The 21,114-nt window shown below is 75.0% G+C and carries 2 protein-coding genes; both read right to left on the reverse strand.

Going from position 1 to position 21,114, the window contains the following annotated elements:
- Positions 1 to 8 precede the first annotated feature (8 nt).
- Entirely contained in the window at positions 9 to 3,191 is a 3,183-nt protein-coding gene (locus ON36_RS24675) for an AMP-binding protein (protein WP_043658331.1), read from the reverse strand.
- Positions 3,191 to 20,944: a non-ribosomal peptide synthase/polyketide synthase gene (locus tag ON36_RS24680; protein WP_245558190.1), complete on the reverse strand. Its 17,754-nt coding sequence runs from the start codon at positions 20,942 to 20,944 to the stop codon at positions 3,191 to 3,193. Before ON36_RS24680 ends, ON36_RS24675 begins: the two co-directional genes overlap by 1 nt.
- Between the last annotated feature and the right edge of the window lie 170 nt (positions 20,945 to 21,114).

Below are 21,114 nucleotides of genomic sequence, written 5' to 3' on the forward strand. Positions count from 1 at the left end.
GTCTCGGGTCAGAGCGCGGGGGCGCCGACGGCGCGTTCCGCGGGCGAGCGCAGGTCGAACGAACCGCAGCTCGCGTCGGGGTCGTTGGTGAGCAGGCCGAGCGCGCGGGCGAAGCGGCGCAGCAACCGGGCCGCGGTGTCGGTGTCGAACAGGTCTGTGCTGTATTCGATCTCGAGGCCGAGGTGGCCGTCGGGATCGGTGTGCGAGGACACGATGAACTGCACACCCGCGGGCGCGGGCGGCCCGTCGAACTCGACGGCGGTCAGTTCCAGCCCCGGCATGCCGAAGGTGTCGCCGGTGTCCAGGTAGCTCAGGGTCACCGCGCCGAGCGGCCCGGTGACCGCGCAGGATTCGCTGACGGTCGCGGCGGCGGAGGTGACCAGCGGATCCGGTTCGGCGCAGAGCATCTCGGCCAGCGAGGCCGACAGGACGCGGGACTCCTCGTCGCGGGTGCCGCCGATCTGGGCGAGCAGCACCGTCACCGCCGCCCGGACCACCGCGAACGGCGGGACGGCGTAGCGGCGGGCCAGTTCGGCGACGCGGGTGCCGATGCCGCCGCCGATCCGGGCGTGCATGCTCGCGCCGCGGTGCGCGGCGGGATCCGGGTCGGGGCCCGCGACACTGCCGAGCCGGACCAGCGCGGCCCTCGTGCCGACCGTTTCCCAGCGGGCGAGCTCACCGGTGCGGAACATCCGCTCGCCGGGAGATCCGAAAGGGTTGGCCACGAAGCGATCCGCGGTGTCGGCGGGCGCGTCGCGGTAGCCGCGCGCGAGCTGGGTGCCCGCGAGGTAGAGCTCCCCGTTGACCCCGGGGCTGGCCGGGCGCATCCGCCGGTCGAGCACGTAGACGCGGCGGTTCCAGTCGCGGACGCCCACCGGCAGGGTCTCCCCCGCGTCGGCGGCGGGCACGACCGGATAGCTCAGGGTGACCGTCGCCTCGGCGCGGTCATAGTTGTGATGGAGGCGGGCCGCGCTCACCGCGCCGAAGGCCCGCACGACCGAGGCGGGCACCGGATCGCCGAGGATCGCGACGGTGCGCAGCGAGGCCACCGCGGCGGCCTCGCCGGTGCGGCGCAGGTGGTCGGCGAACTCGCGCAGCCGGTCGGCGGTGAAGTCGGTCGCGGTGACGCCGTAGCCCGCGATCAGGCCGGTCAGGTAGGCGTTGTCGGCGCTCTCGCCGGGGGCGGCCAGGATCAGCGTGGCGCCGACCCGCAGGGGTAGCAGGTAGCCGTCGAGTTCGGCAGGCCCGCCGGTGGCCGACCGGTGCAGGTAGACGTCGTCGCGGTCGAAGCCGTGCCGGGTCTGCATGCCGACGAGGCGGTGGACCAGCGCGGCGTGCGAGACGGGCACGCCGTGACCCGCGCCGCCGGGGTAGAGCAGCAGGGCCGTGTGGTCGGCGACCAGCGGACCCCGGCGTTCGGCGGGCGCCAGCGGCTCGTCGGACAGCCCGGCGCCGGCGAAGCGATCGAGCGCGATCACCGGCGGCCCGGCCGGGTCGGGCGCGGCGGCCGCGGTGGTCAGCACCGCCGCGGGGGCGACCGCACCGGCCAGTGCGTCCAGGTCGGCCCCCGGCGGTACCGGCACCACGGCGACCCCGGCCTTGAGGGCCGCGTACAGGCCGAGCACGAACTCCACGCCGCGCGGCACGGCCAGCAGCACGGTGGCCTCGGGCGCCGGTTCGAGGGCGAGCAGGTGGCGGGCGAGCTGGTTGGTCCGGCGGTCGAGTTCGCCGTAGGTGAGGATCGTGGCCGAGGCGGCGTCGGCGGGGACGAAGACCAGCGCGGGGTCGAACGGGGTCGCGGCGGCCTGGTTCTCGAATTCGTCGAGCACCAGCTCGCCGGACAGGGGCAGACCCGTGTCGCCGCGCCGCCGGGGCGACGCGCCGGGGGCGGGCGCGGCGGCGCCGGAACGCCGTCCGGTGTACTCGATCGCGGGGTACCCGTCACCGGTGGTGGTGCGGCGCACCAGGTCTCCGGTGGCGAACATCCGATCACCGAGGGGCCCGGCGGGATTGGCGACGAACCCGGCCGCGGTGGCGGCGGTTCGCTTGGCGTACCCGCGGGCCAGCTGCACACCGCTGACGTAGAGTTCGCCGACCTCGCCCTCGCCCACCGGGCGCAGCCGGTGGTCGAGCACGAACAGCTCGACGTCGTCGGCGGGCGCGCCGAGCGGCACGAACTCGGTGTCCTCGCCGGTGACCTCGTGCGCGGTCATCTCCCCGCCGGTCTCGGGCCGGGAGTAGCTGTGCCACAGGGTCGCCCCGCTGACCATGCGCAGCGCCGCGGCGGTGCGGGGGGACAGCGGGCCGCCGGTGGCCAGCACGACGCGCAGGGCGTCGAGCTGCCGCTCGGCCTCGGGCAGCTCGGTCAGCGCGGCGAGGGTCGCCGGGGCGAGCAGGACGGCGGTGGCCTCGGTGCGGTGCAGGGTCGCGGCGAGCAGGGCCGCGTCGCCGCGGGCGTCGGTGTCCGGGACGACGAGGCGGGCGCCGGTCTGCAGCGCGAGCAGGACCTCGCCGACGGCGAGCTGGCTGGTGAGCGGCGCGTGCCAGAGCACCGCGTCGCCCTCGCCGACACCGAAGCGCCGGGCCCGCCATTCGGCGTTGGCGTGCGCGGCCCGGTGCCCGATCACCACGGCCGACGGGCCGTCGAGGTCGACGACCAGGTAGGCGGGGTTGTCGGCGGCCGGGCCCGCGGGTTCGGCCGCCGGGGCAGGCGCGTTCTCGTCGAGCCGGATCACCGGCACGCCCGTACCGCGCGGGTGCGGCGCGTCGGCGCCGGTGAGCAGCAGGACCGGGGCCGCCAGGGCCAGGGTGCGGCGCTGACGGTCCTGGGCGGCGGCCGGATCGAGCAGCACGAACGCGCCGCCCGCGACCAGCACCGCGTGCAGCGCCACCACCAGGTCCACCGAGCGCGGCAGGACAACCGCCACGGTGGTCTCCGGTCCGACGCCGCGCTCGGCGAGGCGGGCCGCCAGCGCGTACACGCGGTCCTCCAGCTCGGCGTAGGTCAGGACGTGCTCGCCCGCGGCGACCGCGACGGCGTCGGGTGTGCGCCGGACCTGCTCGGTGAAACCGCTGCTCAGCGTGGCCGGGTCCGGCAGGCGTGTCCCGCCGGCCGGGCCGGGCAGCGCGCCGGAGGAAGCAGTGCTGGGCCGGGTGGGACCGCCTGTCGTGACCGAATCCGCGTGCGACATCACAGTTCCCCTTCCGCATCGTCGGCCGACCCCGACCCGGCGATCACCGCGGCGGCATCGGACACCAGTGTTTGCAATGTGGAGCTGAGCCCGCCCGCGCCGAGCGCGGCGAGCACGCCGGGCACCAGCCCGGCCAGAGCGACGTTGACCAGCGCCTCGGGCTTCATCGCCGCGCCCATCGCCCGGCTCACCGCGGTGAGCTTGGCGTCGAGCGCGCCGAAGGAGACCGCGTGCTCACCGTGGGCGAAGGCCACGGTGGCGGGCGCGAGCTTGGCCGCGGAACCGACCAGGGCGGGCAGGTCGGCGATGGTGTAGGCCCGCCTGCGCGGTGCCTTCTCCGCCGCGGTGCGCACATCGATCGCGCGCACCGGCACCGTCGGATCGGCGGCAACGGCGGTGAGCACCTGCGCCAGCCGCTGGGCCAGCGTGCGCACCGTGGAGGCGTCGAACAGATCGGTCGCGTAGGCGAGCTGCATGTCCAGCCCGTCGAGTGCCCCGTCCGCGCCGTAGCGCTGGGAGGCGGTCAGGTGCAGGTCGAACTTGGCTTCGCCGAGTCCGGGGTCGAGCGCCTGCACGGTCAGCCCGGGTAGGTCGACCCCGCCCGGTGGCATGTTCTGGAAGGTGAGCATGACCTGGAACAGCGGGGTGTAGGCCCCCGATCGGGTCCGGCCGAGGGCGTCGACGACCTGCTCGAACGGGACGTCGGCGTTGGCGAGGGCGGCCAGGTCGCGTTGGGCGGCCTGGGCGAGCAGGTCGGTGAACGGCGCGCGCGAATCGATGTCGGTGCGCAGCACGACCGTGTTGACGAACATGCCGACCAGGTCGTCGAGTTCGCGGGCGCCACGGCCGGCGACCGGGGCGCCGACGGTGATGTCGGTGCTGCCGGACTGCTTGGCCAGCAGCACCGCGAGGGCGGCGTGCACGACGGTGAACAGCGTGGTCCGGTACGTGCGGGCGATCTCGTCGAGGCGCCGGGTCAGCGCCGCGTCCACCTCGAACTCGACGGTGGCGCCGCGCATCTCGCGCCGCGTGGCGCGCGGGCGATCGGTCGGCAGCGAGAGCAGTTCGGGCACGCCCGCCAGTTCCCGCGTCCAGAAGCCGAGCTGTTCGGACAGCAGGCTGTCGGGGTCGCGCTCGTCGCCGAGCAGCTCGCGCTGCCAGGCGCTGTAGTCGGCGTAGTCGATCGCCAACGGCGCCCAGCCCGGCTCGCCGCCCGCGTGGCGATCGACGTAGGCGCGCACCAGGTCCCGGGTCAGCGGGGCGACGGAGTATCCGTCGGCGCTGATGTGGTGGACGACCAGGGCGAGCACGTGCTCCTCGGCGCCGAGCTCGAACAGGGCCACCCGCACCGGCGGCGCGGTGAGGATGTCGAACGGCCGGGCGACGAGTTCGCCGAGACGCGCGGCGATGTCGCCCGCGTCGGCGGGGATCGGGGTGAGGTCGACCGGGACCGCCGCCACGGGCAGCACCTCCTGCACCGGACCGGCCTCGGTGTCGGGGTAGCGGGTCCGCAGCACCGCGTGCCTGCCGAGGACGTCGGTGACCGCCGCCCCCAGCGCCGCGTGGTCGAGCGCGCCGGTGAGGCGCAGCGCGGCCGGGATGTGGTACGCCGCGGACTCGGGATCGAGCTGGTGCAGCACCCACATCCGCTGCTGGGCCAGGGACAGTTCCGCGGGTCCGGTCGCCTCGCGCCGGGCGAGGACCGGCCTGCCGTCGGCGCGGTCGAAGCCGGCCAGGCGCTCGGCCAGTTCGGCGACGGTCGGCGCCTCGAACACCGCCGCCACCGGCACCCGCACCCCCGCGGCGGCGGACAGCCGCGCGGCGAGGCGGGTCGCCATGAGCGAGTTGCCGCCGAGGGCGAAGAAGTCGTCGTCGGCGCCCGCGGCGGCGCAGCCGATCACCTCGGCGAAGGTCCGCGCGACCAGCTGTTCGGCGGCGGTCACCGGGGCGCGGAAGGCCGCCTCGGCGAACACCGGTTCGGGCAGCCGGGCCCGGTCGACCTTGCCGTTGGCGGTGAGCGGCAGCTCGGGCAGGACCACGATCGCGGCGGGCACCATGTAGGCGGGCAGGTCGGCGGTGAGCTCGCCGCGCAGCCGCGCCGCGACCGCGCTCGCACCGTCGGGCGCGACACCGGGCACCGCGACGTAGGCGATCAGGCGCGCCCCCGCCCGCTCGTCGGACCGGGCGACGGCCACCGCGGCCCGCACGTCCGCGCTGCGCAGCAGCGCGGTCTCGACCTCGCCGAGCTCGATGCGGAAGCCACCGATCTTGACCTGGAAGTCGGCGCGTTCCAGGTATTCCAGGCCGCCGTCGGCACGGCGGCGGACGACGTCGCCGGTGCGGTACATGCGCGTGCCCGGCGCCCCGAAGGGGTCGGCGACGAAACGGTCGGCGGTCAGCGCGGCCCGTTCCTGGTAGCCGCGGGCCAGCTGGTCGCCCGCCAGGTACAGCTCACCCGCGACACCGATCGGCACCGGCCGCAGCCGCCCGTCGAGCACGTGCAGGGCGCTGTTCCAGGCCGCGGTGCCGATCGGCACGGTGTGCGCGAGGTCCTCGGTCACCGCGTATTCGGTGATCGAGACCGCGGCCTCGGTCGGGCCGTACAGGTTGTGCAGGACGGCGCGGTCGGCCACCGCGCGGAAGCGGGTCGCGGTGGCGGCGGGCAGCGCCTCGCCGATGGCGAGCACCGCGCGCAGCGAGGCGGGCAGCGCCACGTCGTCGGGCGCCGCGAGCAGCATCCCGATCAGCGACGGGACGGCGTGCAGCACGGTGACGCCGTGCTCGTTCATGGTCTCGCGCAGGGCGTCCGGGTCGCGCTCGGCGCCGGGCCGGGTGACCACGAGGCGGCCGCCGGACAGCAGCGGCGACCAGAACTCCCACACCGACAGGTCGAAGGTGGCCGGGGTCTTGAGCAGCACCCGGTCGGTCTCGCCCATGGCGAACCGGTCGTGCAGCCAGGCGATCTGGTTGACCACCGCGGCGTGCGGGACGCTCACGCCCTTGGGCCTGCCGGTGGACCCGGAGGTGAAGATGACGTAGGCCGGGTGCTGCGGGCGCAGCGGCGCGCGCCGGTCGGCGTCGGTCACGGGCGCCGACGGCAGGTGGCCGAGTTCGAGCGAATCCACCGCGAGGACCGGCAGATCCGTGTCGAAGGGCAGTCCGTCGGGCGTGGTGGTGAGCACGCACAGCGGGGCGGCGGTCTCGACGATGTAGGCGATGCGGTCGGCCGGGTGGTCGGGGTCGATCGGCACGTAGGCGCCGCCCGCCCGGACCACGGCGTGCATGGCCAGCACGAGGTCGGTGCTCCGGCGCATGGCCAGCACGACCGTGCGTTCCGGGCCGACCCCCGCGCCGATGAGCCGGCGCGCGAGCCGGTTCACCGCGGCGTCGAACCCGCTGTAGTCCCAGGCCGCTCCGGTGCCCGCGTCGACCAGCGCGACCGCGTGCGGGGTCCGGGCCGCCTGGGCGGCGCCGAGATCGGCGAGGGTGGCGGCGGGCACCGGGTGGGCGGTGGCGTTCCAGGCCGCGAGCCGCGCCCGCTCGGCGCCGAGGACGTCCAGGTCGCCGACGGGCGTGGCCGGCGCGCGGGTGACCTCGGCCAGGATCCGTGACAGCGCGGCGGCGAGCCGCTCGGCGGTATCCGCGTCGAACAGGTCGGTGGCGTACCCGAGCACGAGTTCGATCCCGGCCGGTGTGCCGTCGGCGCCGTAGTGGTCGACCGCGAACAGGTGCAGGTCGAATTGCGCGACGCCCGAGGCGATCTCGAGCTCGGTGACGGTGAGTCCGGGCAGCTCCAGCCGCCCGCGTTCGTGGTTCTGGAACGAGTAGCCGACCTGGAACAGCGGGTGCCGCGCGGTGGAGCGGCGGGGGTTGAGCACCTCGACCAGGCGCTCGAAGGGCACGTCGGCGTGGGACAGCGCCGCGATGTCGGCCGTCCGCGCGTCGGCGAGCAGGGTGGTGAACGGCGCGGCCGGGTCGACCTCGGTGCGCAGCACCAGGGTGTTGACGAACATGCCGATGACCTCGTCCAGCTCGGCCTCGCCGCGGCCCGCCACCGGCGTGCCGACGGCGATGTCGCCGGTGCCGGAGTAGCGGGCGAGCAGGGCCGCGAAGGCCGCGTGCACCACCATGAACAGGGTGGCGCCGTTGGCGCGGCCGAGCGCGGCGAGGGCGGCGTGTCCCTCGGCGTCGACACCGAACCGCACGGTCTCGCCGCGCAGGCTCTGGCGGGCCGGGCGCGGCCGGTCGGTGGGCAGGGCCAGCTGGTCGGGCAGCCCGGCCAGCGCCTCGCGCCAGTAGCCGAGCTGGGCCGCGGCCACCGAGGCGGGGTCGTCCTCCGCGCCGAGCAGCTCGCGCTGCCACAGCGCGTAGTCGGCGAACTGCACCGCGGGCGGCGTCCATCCGGGCGCGGTGTCCGCGCGGCGGGCGGCGTAGGCGGCCACCAGGTCGCGGACGAACGGCGCGATGGACGAGCCGTCGGCGGCGATGTGGTGCAGCACGGCGGCCAGCACGAACGACTCCGGCCCCACCTGCAGCAGCCGCATCCGGACCGGGACCTCGGCGGTCACGTCGAAGGTGGTCGCGGCCAGTTCCCCGATCTCCGCGGCCAGTTCGGCCTCGGCGACCTCGCGGTGCTCGAGCTCGGGTACGTACTCGCCGACGGGCAGTACCAGCTGGGTGGCCGTGCCGTCGACCTCCGGGTAACGGGTGCGCAGCGACTCGTGCCGGGCCACCACGTCGGCGACCGCGGCCCGCAGGGCGGCCACGTCCAGATCGCCGTCCAGGCGCAGCGCGAACGGGATGTTGTAGGCGACGGACGCGCGGTCGAAGCGGTTGAGGAACCACATGCGCTGCTGCGCGGGCGAGAGCGGCAGGTTCTCGGGCCGGGCCCGGCCGACCAGCGCGGGCCGGTCGGCGCGGGCGCGGCCGTCGGCCTCCGCGGCCAGGTCCGCGACGCGCGGCGCCTCGAACAGCATCCGCACCCCGACGCGGCGGTCGAGCGCGGCTCCGATGCGGGCGACGGCCTTGGCGGCCAGCAGCGAGCTGCCGCCGAGGGCGAAGAAGTCGTCGTCGAGGCCGACCGGCGCGTCGATGCCGAGCACCTCGGCGTAGACCGCGGCCACGATCTGCTCGGTCACGGTGACCGGCGCACGGTAGGCGGTGGTCTCGAACACCGGGGCGGGCAGCGCCGCCCGGTCGAGCTTGCCGTTGACGGTCAACGGGATCCGGTCGACCAGCACGATCGCGGCGGGCAGCATGTGCTCGGGCAGGGTGTGGGCCAGCTCGGCGCGCACGGCGGCGACCTCGACCGGCTCGCCCGCCACGGCGGGAACCGCGTACGCCACGATGCGGGGCTCGTCCACCAGGTCGGCGCGCACGACCACCGCGACCTCGCGCAGCCGCGGGCAGCAGCGCAGCAGGGCGGCCTCGATCTCGCCGAGCTCCACACGGAAACCGCGCAGGTTGACCTGCTGGTCGGCGCGGCCCAGATACTCCAGGTCGCCGTCGGCGGTCCAGCGGGCCAGGTCGCCGGAGCGGTAGGCCAGGGTGCCGGGCGCGCCGTAGGGGTCGGCGACGAAGCGGGCCGCGGTGAGGTCGGGCCGGGCCAGGTAGCCGCGGGCCAGCTGACCGCCGGAGACGTAGATCTCGCCGGGCACGCCGACCGGTACCGGCCGCAGCCGCGAATCCAGCACCCGCACGGCGAGTCCCGCGAGCGGGCCGCCGATGAGGCTGGCCGAGCCGGTCTCCGGGGTGATCTCGCGGTAGGAGACGTGCACCGTGGTCTCGGTGATGCCGTACATGTTCACCAGGCGCGGCGTGACACCGTAGCGGTCGAACCAGCCCGCCAGCCGCTGCGGCTCGAGCGCCTCGCCGCCGAAGATCACCGCGCGCAGGGCGTAGTCGGCGGTTTCGGCGGCCAGGTCGGCGGCGACGAGCTGGTAGAACGCCGACGGGGTCTGGTTGAGCACGCTCACCCGCTCGCGGATCAGCAGCTCGCGGAACTGCTCCGGGGAGCGCGAGGTGAAGTAGTCGACCAGTACCACCGAGCCGCCGGTGAGCAGCGCGCCCCACAGCTCCCAGACAGAGAAGTCGAAGGCGTAGGAGTGGAACATGGTCCACACGTCGTCCGGCCCGAAGCCGAAGTGCTGCTCGGAGTTGTCCAGCAGGCGGAGCACATTCGCGTGCGGGACGACGACGCCCTTGGGCCTGCCGGTGGAGCCGGAGGTGTAGATGACGTAGGCGGTGCCTGCGGGGCGCAGGGGCGCGCGCCGGTCGGCGTCGGTGAGCGGGTGGGCGCCGAAGCCGTCGAGGTTCTCCTCGGCCGGGTCGATGACGGGTCCGCCGAACCAGTCGCGGGGCAGGCCGGTGCCCGCGTTGGTCACCGCGCACACCGGGCGGGCGTCGTCGAGCACGAACTCGATGCGGTCGGCCGGGTAGTGCGGGTCGATCGGCAGGTAGCCGCCGCCCGCCTTCAGCACGGCCAGCATGGCGACCGCCAGTTCCACGGTGCGCGGCAGCGCCACCGCGACCAGCGTTTCCGGCCCGACACCGGCGCCGGCGAGGCGCCGGGCCAGGCGGTTGGACCACTCGTCGAGCGCGCGGTAGGTCAGGCCGCGACCGCCCTCGGTGACCGCGACGGCGTCCGGGTGCCGCGCGGCGACGCGGGCGAACCTGTCGACCATGGTCTCGGTGTCGGCGGCGCGGCCTGCGCCGGTGACCGACCATTCGTAGAGGGCGCGCTGCGCTTCGACGGTGTCGAGGACGACGATGTCGCCGACGACGACGGTCGGGTCGGCGGCGACGGCGGCCAGCACGCGGGTGAAGCGGTCGGCCAGCACCGCGACGCTGTCGCGGTCGAACAGGTCGGTGGCGTAGGAGATCTCGACGGTCATGCCGTCGGCGCGGCCGTCCACGTCGTCGGCCTCGAAGACGGTGAACTGCAGGTCGAACTTGGCCACGGGCGCGTCGTATCGCAGCGGCGCGACCGACAGCCCGGAGACCTCGAGGGCGGGCACGGCGAAGTTCTGCAAGGCGAGCGCCACCTGGAACAGCGGGTGGCGGTTGCGGGCGCGGGCGGGGTCGACGGCCTCGACGACCTGCTCGAACGGCACCTCGGCGTGCGAGAGCGCGTCCAGGTCGCCCGCGCGCACCGCGTCGAGCAGCGACTCGAACTCGGCGCGCGGGTCGACCTCGCTGCGCAGCACCAGGGTGTTGACGAACATGCCGACCAGGCCGTCGAGTTCGGCCGCGCCGCGCCCCGCGACCGGCGTGCCGATCGCGATGTCGGTGCCGCCGGACAGCCGGGCCAGCAGCACCGCCAGCGCCGCGTGCAGGGTGCTGAACAGCGTGGTCTCGCGCTTGCGGGCCAGCTCGCGCAGTTCGCCGTGCAGGTCGGCGTCGACCGCGAACCGGAACACGTCGCCCGCGAAGGTGGATTCGGCCGGGCGCGGCCGGTCGGTGGGCAGGGCGACTTGCTCGGGCAGGCCGGCCAGGGCGCGCCGCCAGTAGGCGAGCTGGCGGTGGGCGAGCGAGCCGGGATCGGCCGGGTCGCCCAGGTTCTCGTCCTGCCACAGGGTGTAGTCGGCGTACTGCACCGGCAGCGGCGTCCACCGGGGCGCCGAGCCCGAGTACCGGGCGGCGTAGGCGGCCATGAGATCGGCGGCCAGCGGGCCGAGGGAGAAGCCGTCGGCCGCGATGTGGTGCACGACCAGCATCAGCACGTGCTCGGGCGCGCCGTCGACGGTGAACAGGGCGGCGCGCACCGGGATCTCGGCGGCGAGGTCGAACGGGACGGCGGCCTGGGCGGCCAGCGCGGCGGGCAGCCCGTCCGCGGTGACCGGCACCTGATGCAGGATCGTGGCGGACTCGGCCGCGATCAGCTGCCGGGCGCCGTCGGGCCCGTCGGGGTAGCTGGTGCGCAGGGTCTCGTGCCTGCCGATGACGTCGGTGAGCGCGGAGACGAGGGCCGCCCGGTCGAGGTCGCCGCGCAGGCGGAGCGCGACCGGGATGTTGTTGACCGCGTCGCGCGCGCCGTCACCGGCGTCGGCGAGGTAGCGGTTGAGGAACCACATGCGGCGCTGGGCGGCCGAGAGCGGGATGTGCGCGGGCCGCGGCCGCGCGGTGAGCGGCGTGCGGGTGGCGGTGCCGCGCAGGTCTTCCGCCCGGGCGGCCAGGGCGGCCACGGTCGGGGCGTCGAACAGCAGCCGCACCGGCACCTCGGCGTCGAGCGCGGCGCCGAGCCGCGCGGCGACCTGGGTCGCGCTGAGCGAGTTGCCGCCGAGGGCGAAGAAGTCGTCGTCGAGGCCGATCGGCTCCTCGGTGCCGAGCAGGCCGGCGAAGATCTCGGCCACGGTGTGTTCGGTCGCGGTCGCCGGCGCGCGGAAGACCGCGGTCTCGAACACCGGGGCGGGCAGCGCCCGGCGGTCGAGCTTGCCGGAGGTGTTGAGCGGGAACTCGTCGAGCACGACGAACGCGGCGGGCACCATGTAGGCGGGCAGGCGCTCGGCCAGCGCGGACCGCACGGCCTCGGTGTCGATGTCGCCCGCGGGCACCAGGTAGGCGACGATCGTGCCGCCGTCGCGCACCACCACGGCCGCCTGTGCGATCTCGCCGAGACCGGCCAGCGCGGCCTCGATCTCGCCGAGCTCGATGCGCAGGCCGCGCACCTTCACCTGGAAGTCGGTGCGGCCCAGGTAGTTCAGCTCGCCCGCCCGGCTCCACGTGACCAGGTCGCCGGTGCGGTACATGCGCTCGCCCTCGGCGAACGGGTCGGCGACGAACCGGTCGGCGGTCAGCCCGGCGCGGGCCGCGTAGCCACGGGCCAGCTGCGCGCCGGACAGGTACAGCTCGCCGGGCACGCCCGCCGGGACCGGGTGGAGCCGCTCGTCGAGCACGTAGGCGCGGGTGTTGAACACCGGGACGCCGATCGGCACGGTGTCGACGTCGGCGTCGGTCACCTCGTGCCAGGTGACGTCGACCGCGGCCTCGGTCGGGCCGTACAGGTTGTGCACGGCGGCGCCGGTGTGGGCCCGCAGCTGGTGGGCCGGGCCGGGCGGCAGCGCCTCGCCGGAGGCGAAGACCAGGCGCAGCGAGGCGCAGGACGCGGCGGAGTCGGCCAGCGTGCCCGCGAAGACGCTCAGCATGGACGGCACGAAGTGGGCCACGCTGACCCGCTCCGCGTCGATCAGCTGGGCCAGGTAGGCGGGGTCGCGATGGCCGTCGGGCCGCGCAAGCACCAGCCGCGCGCCGATCTGCAAGGGCCAGAAGAACTCCCACACCGACACGTCGAAGGTCGCCGGGGTCTTCTGCAGCACCGTGTCGGCGGGGGTCAGCGTGTAGGCGGCCTGCATCCAGACCAGGCGGTTGACGATCGCGGCGTGCGTGACGACGACGCCCTTGGGCGTGCCGGTCGAGCCGGAGGTGAAGATCAGGTACGCCGGGTGCTCCGGGGTGAGCGGCGCCGTGCGGTCGGCGTCGGTCAGCGGGTCGGCGGAGTAGGCGCCGACGCCGGGGTCCGCCGGGTCGAGCACCGGAACACCGTGGGCGGCGGGCAGATCGAGGGCGTCCGCGGGCCGGGTCAGCACACAGACCGGGTCGGCGGCGGCGAAGACCTGGGCCAGCCGCCCGGCGGGGTGCTCGGGATCGACCGGGACGTAGGCGGCGCCCGCGGCCTGCACCGCGTACAGGGAGACGACCAGGTCGACCGAGCGGTGCATGCCGAGCGCGACGGTGCGCTCGGGTCCGGCGCCGTGCGCGACGAGCAGCCGGGCCAGCCGGTTGACCCGCGCGGCGAACTCGCCGTAGGTGAGCGACACGCCGTCGGCCGTCAGGGCGACGGCGTCGGGGGTCGCGGCGGCCCGCTCCTCGAACAGCGACACCAGCGTCGCGGCCGGGTCGACCGGGCGGGCGGTGTCGTTCCACGCCCCGAGCACCTGCGCGCGCTCGGGGGTGGTGAGCAGGTCGATGTCGCCGATCACGACGCTGGGATCGGCGCACACCGCCTGCAGAACCCGCGTGAAGCGGGTGGCGTAGCCGGCCACGGTGGCCGGGTCGAACAGATCGGTGGCGTATTCGAAGACCGCATCGAGCGCGGTGCCACCGTCGGTCTCGCGCAGCGTGAGCTGCAGGTCGAACTTCGCCGTCCCGGTGTCCACCGGCAGTTCGGTGGCGGTCACGCCGGCCAGCGACAGCTCGGCGCCGACGGTGTTCTGCAGGTCGAGCATGACCTGGAACAGCGGGTGCCGGGCGGTGGAGCGCTCGGGGGCCAGCGCCTCGACCAGGCGGTCGAAGGCGACGTCGGGGTTGGCCAGCGCGCGCAGGTCGGTGTCGCGGACCGCGTCGAGAAGGTCGGCGAAGGTGGTCGCGGGCCGCACCTCGGCGCGCAGCACCAGGGTGTTGACGAACATGCCGACCAGCTCGTCGAGTTCGGCCGCGCCGCGCCCCGCGACCGGGGTGCCGATGGCGATGTCCTGCTGCCCGGCCAGCTTGGCCAGGGTGGCGGCGAACGCCGCGTGCAGCACCATGAACAGCGAGGCCTGGCGTCCGGCCGCCAGCGCGCGGAGCCCGCGCAGGGTCGCGGCGTCGATCGGGAAGTGGTGGCGCGCACCGCGTCCGGACGCGACGGCGGGCCGAGGACGGTCGGTGGGCAGCGACAGCAGCTCCGGCAGGTCCGCGAGTTCGCGTGTCCAGAACGAGATCTGGCGGGCCATCGGCGAGGCGGGGTCCTGCTCGGTGCCGAGGGCGGCGCGCTGCCACAGGGCGAAGTCGGCGTACTGCACGGGCAGCGGCGCCCACTGCGGCGCCGCGCCCGCGGCGCGGGCGGCGTAGGCGAGCATGAGGTCGCGGGTGAGCGGCGCGACCGACCAGCCGTCGGCGGCGATGTGGTGCAGCGACAGGACGAGGACGTGTTCGGTGTCGTCCAGCCGCAGCAGGTGCAGGCGCACCGGCGCGGCCTCGGTCACCGCGAAGGGCACCGCGGCGAGCTCGACGACGCGGCGCTCGACATCGGCGGCGGCGGTCTCGACCGGGGCCAGGTCGACCACGACCTCGTCCGCGGGCAGGACCTGCTGGTGGCCGACGCCCTCGGCGGACGGGTAGCGGGTACGCAGGGCCTCGTGCCGGGCCAGCACGTCGAGCACGGCGGCGGTCAGGGCGGCGTGGTCGAGCGCGCCGCGCAGCCGGAGGGCGGCGACGATGTTGTCGGCCACCGAGTCCGCGTCGAACTGGTTGAGGAACCACATGCGCTGCTGCGCGTAGGACAGCGGGATCCGCTCGGGGCGCGGTCCGGCCACGAGCGCGGGACGGGCCGCGCCCGCCTCGCCGCCCGCCAGCCGCTCGGCGAGCGCGGAGACGGTGGTCGCGTCGAAGAGCGTCCGCAGCGGCACGACGACGCCGAGGGCGTCGCCCAGCCGGGCGGCCACCTGGGTGGCCACCAGGGAGTTGCCGCCGAGGGCGAAGAAGTCGTCGTCCGCGCCGACCCGGTCGACACCGAGGACCTCGCCGAAGACCTGGGCCACCACGGTTTCGGTGCCCGAGGCGGGGGCGCGGAAGGCGCGGGCGGCGAAGACCGGCTCCGGCAGGGCGCGCCGGTCCAGCTTGCCGTTGGGGGTCAGCGGCAGGGCGTCGAGCACGGTGAACGCGGCGGGCACCATGTGCGGGGCCAGCCTGCGGCGCAGGCCGTCCTCGACGGCGGACACCGAGAAGGCGGCGGCGTCCTCGGGCACGAGATGCGCGACCAGCTGATCGCCGCGGCGGCTGTCGTGGTGCACCACCACGACGGCCCGGCGCACGCCCGGCTGGGCCAGCAGCGCGGCCTCGATCTCGCCGAGCTCGATCCGGAATCCGCGCAGCTTGACCTGATCGTCGTTGCGCCCCAGGTATTCCAGGGTGTGGCTCACGGGTTCCCCGGACTCCCCGGGGACGGCGGTCCAGCGGACCAGGTCGCCGGTGCGGTACATGCGCTCACCGGGCGCCCACGGGCACGCGACGAACCGCTCCGCCGACAGCGCCGCGCGGTTGCGGTAGCCACGGGCCAGCTGCGCGCCCGCGACGTACAGTTCGCCCGCGACGCCGACCGGAACCGGCCGCAGGCGGGCGTCGAGCACCCATTCGCCGATGCCGCGCAGCGGGGCGCCGACGGTCACGGGGTCGGCCGCGGTGAGCGGGCCGCTGATGTTGGTCGCCACGGTGGTCTCGGACGGGCCGTAGGCGTTGACGAACACCCGCGGCACCCCCTGACCGGTCCAGCGGGCGACCAGGTCGGGCGGGCAGGCCTCGCCACCGACCATGATCATGCGCAGGTCCGGCAGCTCGGCCGGGTCGAGCACGGCCAGCCCCGACGGGGTCATCAGCGCGTGGGTCACCCGCTGCTCGGCCAGCAGCTCGGCGAGCTCGCGGCCGACGTGGCGGCCCGCGGGGGCGATGACCAGGGTGGCCTTCGACTGCACCGCGAGCAGCAGTTCCATGACCGAGATGTCGAAGGAGGGCGACCCCACCTGGAGCACGCGGGCGTCGGGGGTGCCGAACATGCGCGCGGCCTCCTCGGCCGCGAACCCGGCGATGCCGGCCTGGGTGACCAGCACGCCCTTGGGCAGGCCGGTGGAGCCCGAGGTGTAGATGACGTAGGCCAGGTGCCCGGCCCGCAGCGGCCGGACGCGCTCGGCGGGCGTGACCGGATCGCCGGACCGGGCCGCGCATTCGGCCATGAGCCGCAGCTCGTCGAGGACCAGCCAGTCCAGGTCGCCCGGCAGGCCCTCGGCGACGGCCGCCACGGTCAGGCCCAGTTTCGCGCCGGAGTCGGTGATCATGTGCGTGATCCGGTCGGCCGGGTAGGCGGGGTCGACCGGCAGCCAGCCCGCGCCCGCCTTGGCGACGGCCCACACGGCCAGCACGGATTCCAGCGAACGGGGCACGCCGACGGCGACCAGGTCGTCCGGGCCGACACCCCGGTCGATGAGCACGCGCGCCAGGCGCGAGGAGGCGCGGTCGAGTTCGCGGTAGCTCAGTTCGCGGGCACCGTCGGTGACCGCGACGCGGTCCGGGTCGGCGGCGACGGCGGCGGCGAGCAGGTCGGGCAGCAGGCCGGTGGCGGTGACGGCGTCGCCACGCATGGCGGTCAGCGCGGCGGTCTCGGCGTCCGAGAGCAGGCCGAGGTCGCCGGCCGGGGTGCGCGGGTCGCGCACCACCGAGCGCAGCACGCGCACGAAACGCGCGCCGAGGGTGCGCATCTCGTCGTCGTCGAAGAGGTCGGTGGCGTAGAGGAGGGTGGCGTCGATGCCACCGGGCGCGCCCGCGGCGTCGCGACGCTCGGTGAGGGTGAACTGCAGGTCGAACTTGGTGGCGTCGAGCTCGATCTCGTGCACGGTGACGGTGGCGCCGTCGAGGTCGAAGGTGGTGTCCAGCAGCGCCTGGAAGTTCAGGGCCACCTGGAACAGCGGGTGCCTGGCCTGCGTGCGGGCCGGGTTGACCACGTCGACGAGCCGGTCGAACGGCACGGTGGCGTGGGCGAAGGCGGCCAGGTCGGTCTCCCGGCTGCGTTCGAGCGCGGCGAGGAACGGCGCGGCGGGGTCGATCTCGGTGCGCAGCACCAGCGTGTTGACGAACATGCCGATGAGGTCGTCGATGGCCCGGTCGCCGCGTCCCGCGACGCCGGTGCCGATCGCGATGTCGGTGCTGCCCGACAACCGGGCGAGCAGCACGGCCAGCGCGGTGTGCAGCACCATGAACAGCGAAGCGCCTTGCGCGGCGGCCAGATCCGCGAGACCGCGGTGCAGCGCGGCGTCGATGACGAACTCGGCGCGGGCGCCGCGCAGGCTCGGCTCCAGCGGCCGGGGACGGGCCGAGGGCAGCTCCAGCTGATCGGGCAACCCGGCCAGCGTGCGCTCCCAGAAGGCGATCTCGCGGGCGGCGAGGGACTGCGGGTCGGCCTCGACGCCGAGCAGTTCGCGCTGCCAGAGGGTGTAGTCGGCGTACTGCACCGGCAGCGGCGCCCAGCCGGGCTCGGTGCCGTCGGCCGCCGCGCGGTAGGCGGTCAGCACGTCGCGGACCAGCACCCGCAGCGAGACGCCGTCGGCGGCGATGTGATGGAGGACGACGGCGAGCGCCGTCTCGGTGCCGGTGGTGAGAATGCGGGCGCGGAACGGGGTTTCGGTCTCCAGGTCGAAGCCCGTCGCGGCGAAGCAGGCCAGCTCGGTCTCCATGGCGGCGGCGTCGACGGCCACCGGTGCGGGAACGCGCGCGGAGCCGGGCGGCAGCACCACCTGACGGGCGACTTCGCCCCCGGGCCGGGTCACGGCCGGGAAGATCGTGCGCAGCGCCTCGTGCCGGTCGACGACCTGCGCCAGCGCGGCCGCCAGGGCGGGCAGGTCCGCGGTGCCGCGCAGCCGCACCACGAACGGCATGTTGTAGCCGGGCGCGGCCGGATCGAACCGGTTGAGGAACCAGATGCGCTGCTGGGCGGGCGAGAGCGGGATCAGCTCGGGCCGCGGCCGCGCGACCAGCACGGGCAGGCCGGCGGGACCCTCGCCGAGCCGTTCGGCCACCGAGGCCGCGAGCCGGGCCACCGTGGGCGCGCCGAACAGCTCGCGCACGCCGAGCCTGCACCCCAGGTCCGCGCCGAGACGGGCGGCCACCTGCGTGGCGACCAGGGAGTTGCCGCCCAGGGCGAAGAAGTCGTCCTCGCGCCCGACCCGCTCGGCGCCGAGCACCTCGGCGAAGACGCGGGCGACGGCCTCCTCGATCGGACCCTCCGGCGCGGAGTAGCGGACGGTCACGCGGGCGGGGGCGGGCAGGGCCCGGCGGTCCAGCTTGCCCGAGGCGTTGACGGGCAGGTGGTCGAGCACGACGAACGCGGCGGGGACCATGTACCCGGGCAGGGCCCGCAGCGCGGCCTCGCGCAGCTGCTCGACCGCCACCGCGCCCGGCTCGGCCTCGACCACGTAGGCCACCAGCTGCTCGCCGAGTCCGGCGTCGTCGCGGACGACGACCACCGCGCGCACCACCGCGTCGACCGCGGCCAGCACCGCCTCGATCTCGCCGAGCTCGATCCGCAGGCCACGCAGCTTCACCTGGAAGTCGGTGCGGCCCAGGTATTCCAGTTCGCCGGTGGTGGTCCAGCGCACCAGGTCGCCGGTGCGGTACATGCGGGCGCCCGGCGTGCGGATGTCGGCCACGAACCGGCCCGCGGTGAGTTCGGGGCGCTCGACGTAGCCCCGGGCGAGCTGTACCCCCGACAGATACAGCTCGCCCGGCGCACCGACCGGAACCGGCCGGAGCCGCGAGTCGAGTACGTAGAGCGCGGTGTTGAACACCGGCGCCCCGATCGGCACCGTGACCCGGTCGGCGTCGCACACCTCGTGGTAGGTGACGTCGACGGCGGCCTCGGTGGGACCGTACAGGTTGTGCAGCCGGGCGCCGGTCAGCAGCCGCAGGCGCTGGGCCAGCGGCGCGGGCAGCGCCTCGCCGGAGGCGAACACCGCGCGCAGCGTGGACCGCTGGGCGATCTCCTGCTGCGCGAGGAACGCCTCGAGCATCGACGGCACGAAATGCGCGACAGTGACACCGTATTCGGCGATCACCGCGCGCAGGTAGCCCGGGTCGCGATGCCCGTCCGGCTCGGCCAGCACCAGCGTGGCGCCGATCTGCAAGGGCCAGAAGAACTCCCACACCGACACGTCGAAGGTAGCGGGCGTCTTCTGCAGCACCACGTCGGCCGGTTCCAGCCGGTAGGCGGCCTGCATCCAGACCAGGCGGTTGACGATGGCCGCGTGCTCGACGGCCACGCCCTTGGGCAGACCGGTCGAGCCGGAGGTGAAGATGACGTACGCCGGGTGGCCGGGGCGCAGCGGCGCGGTGCGCTCGGCGTCGGTGAGCGGGGCGCCCGAGAGGCCGTCGAGTGCGAGGGTGTCCACGGTCAGCACCGGGGCGCCGGTCGCGGCCGGGGCGCCGTCGCGCGTGGTGGTGAGCACGGCCGCGGGGCGCGCGGTGCCCAGGATGTGGGCGACGCGGTCCGCCGGGTGGTCCGGATCGATCGGCACGTAGGCGGCGCCGGCCGCGAGCACGCCGTACATGGCGACGACGAGGTCGATCGAGCGCCGGATGTTCAGGGCGACCAGGCTTTCCGGGCCCACGCCGGTGTCCGCGAGATGGCGGGCGAGCCGGTTCGCCCGCTCGGCCAGCTCGCGATAGGTCAGGATCGCGCCGTCCGCGCCCGCCATGCGGACCGCGACCGCGTCCGGGGTCCGCGCGGCCTGAGCCTCGAAAAGGGCGAGCAGCGTGGGCTGCCGGACCCCGCGCTCGGCGAGTGCCGCGGTGACGTCGAAGCCCGTCGCGTTCCAGATCCGGGTGCTGACCTGTAGCTCCAGCTCGGTGGCCACCTCGACCGCGCTCACCGGCGTGTCCAGCGCGACCGCGGTGAGCCGCTCGAGGAAGCGCAGGAAGCGGGAGTGGTGGCGGGCCAGGTCGTCGGCGCCGTAGAGGTGCGGATTGGCCTCGAAGTCCACGTGCACCCGGTTGCGCACGCCGTAGTAGACGTTGAGGCTCAGGTCCTCGATGGGACCGGTGGACAGCACGTGGTAGCGGCCGGGGGTGTCGCCCAGGGTGAGGTCGTTGCGGAAGAGCATGAAGTTGGCCAGCGGGCCGTAGAGCGCGCGGCGCGCCGGGCGGCCGTCGTCCTCGGCGTCGCGGCGGATGTCCTCGGCGCGATAGCGCTGGTGCCGCAGCGCGCCCGCGACCTCGACGCGGGCGGCGCGCAGCAGCTCGCCCCAGGTCGTCGCGGTGTCGGTGGCCGCGCCGGTGGGCAGGCGCAGCGGCACGATGTTGGACAGCATGCCCGCCGAGCGGCGCATGACGGCGGTCGTGCGCGCGGTGACCGGCAGGCTGAGCACCGCGTCGGGGCGGTCGGTGAGCCGGCCGAGGTAGGCGGCGAAGGCGGCGAGCAGCACCGCGGCGATGGTGGAGTCGTCGCTGGCGGCGATGTTCTCCAGCCGCTCGACGAGTTCCTCGGACAGGCGGCCGCCGGTGACCCGGTTGTTGGCCGAGCGGGGCGCGGTGCGGGTGTCCAGGCTGGTCGGGCTGTCCAGGCCGGCGATGCGCTCGGCCCAGTGCGCGCGGTCGGTGGCGAAGCGGCTGCTGTCGCGGTAGCGCTGTTCGCCCGCGACCAGGTCGGCCAGGTCGCCGGGGTCGATCTCGGGCGCGGGGATGCCGAGGACCCGGGCGGTGTAGAGCTCGGCGATGCGCTGGGTGTTGGCGAAGGCGCCGTAGCCGTCGAGCACGATGTGGTGTCCGCGCAGGTACCAGAACCAGCGCCGGTCGCCGACCCGGAGGATGGCGCCGCCTACCAGGCGGTCGGTCAGCAGGTCGACGGGGGTGCCGAAGTCGGCGCGCATCCACTCGTGGGCGGCGGCGACCGGGTCGTCGTGCTCGCGCAGGTCGATCAGCGGCAGTTCGTCCTCGACGGGGATCGAGTGGTCGACGAACTGGAACGGGACGCCGTCGTTCTCGCCCAGGCGGACCAGCGGGGAGCCGTAGCTGTGGGCGGCGGTGGCGGCCGCCTGCTGGAGCGCGGTCACGTCCAGGTCGCCGGCGAGGTCGACGTACTGGGCGATGTTGATCGGCACGTCGGGGTCGAGCAGCTGCGCGTACCAGACGCCGAGCTGCGCGGGGGTCAGCGGGAACGGGGCCGGGGCCTGTGGGGGTGTCTCCGCCTGCGCCTCGTGCGACCGCGCACCGAACCCACCCAACTCCGTACCCTGCACCAGAGCCTCCTCGTATCGCGAAAAAACAGCGGACCGAACGTTTTTCGGGCAGCACGAAGACAGCTCTGTACTCCGTTGGTCCGAGAATTCGGCGTATTCGCGCGATGGGCAGCTCGCCTCGCTCGCGCTCAGATCCCCGACAGATCAGTTGATGTCCGACTGCGATCCGG

Source organism: Nocardia thailandica NBRC 100428 (genome assembly GCF_000308795.1).
GTDB lineage: Bacteria > Actinomycetota > Actinomycetes > Mycobacteriales > Mycobacteriaceae > Nocardia > Nocardia thailandica.

Bases quoted from the DNA above. Each gene is read 5' to 3' on its own strand.
- ON36_RS24675 (WP_043658331.1), bottom strand. From the start codon at position 3,191: ATGTCGCACGCGGATTCGGTCACGACAGGCGGTCCCACCCGGCCCAGC.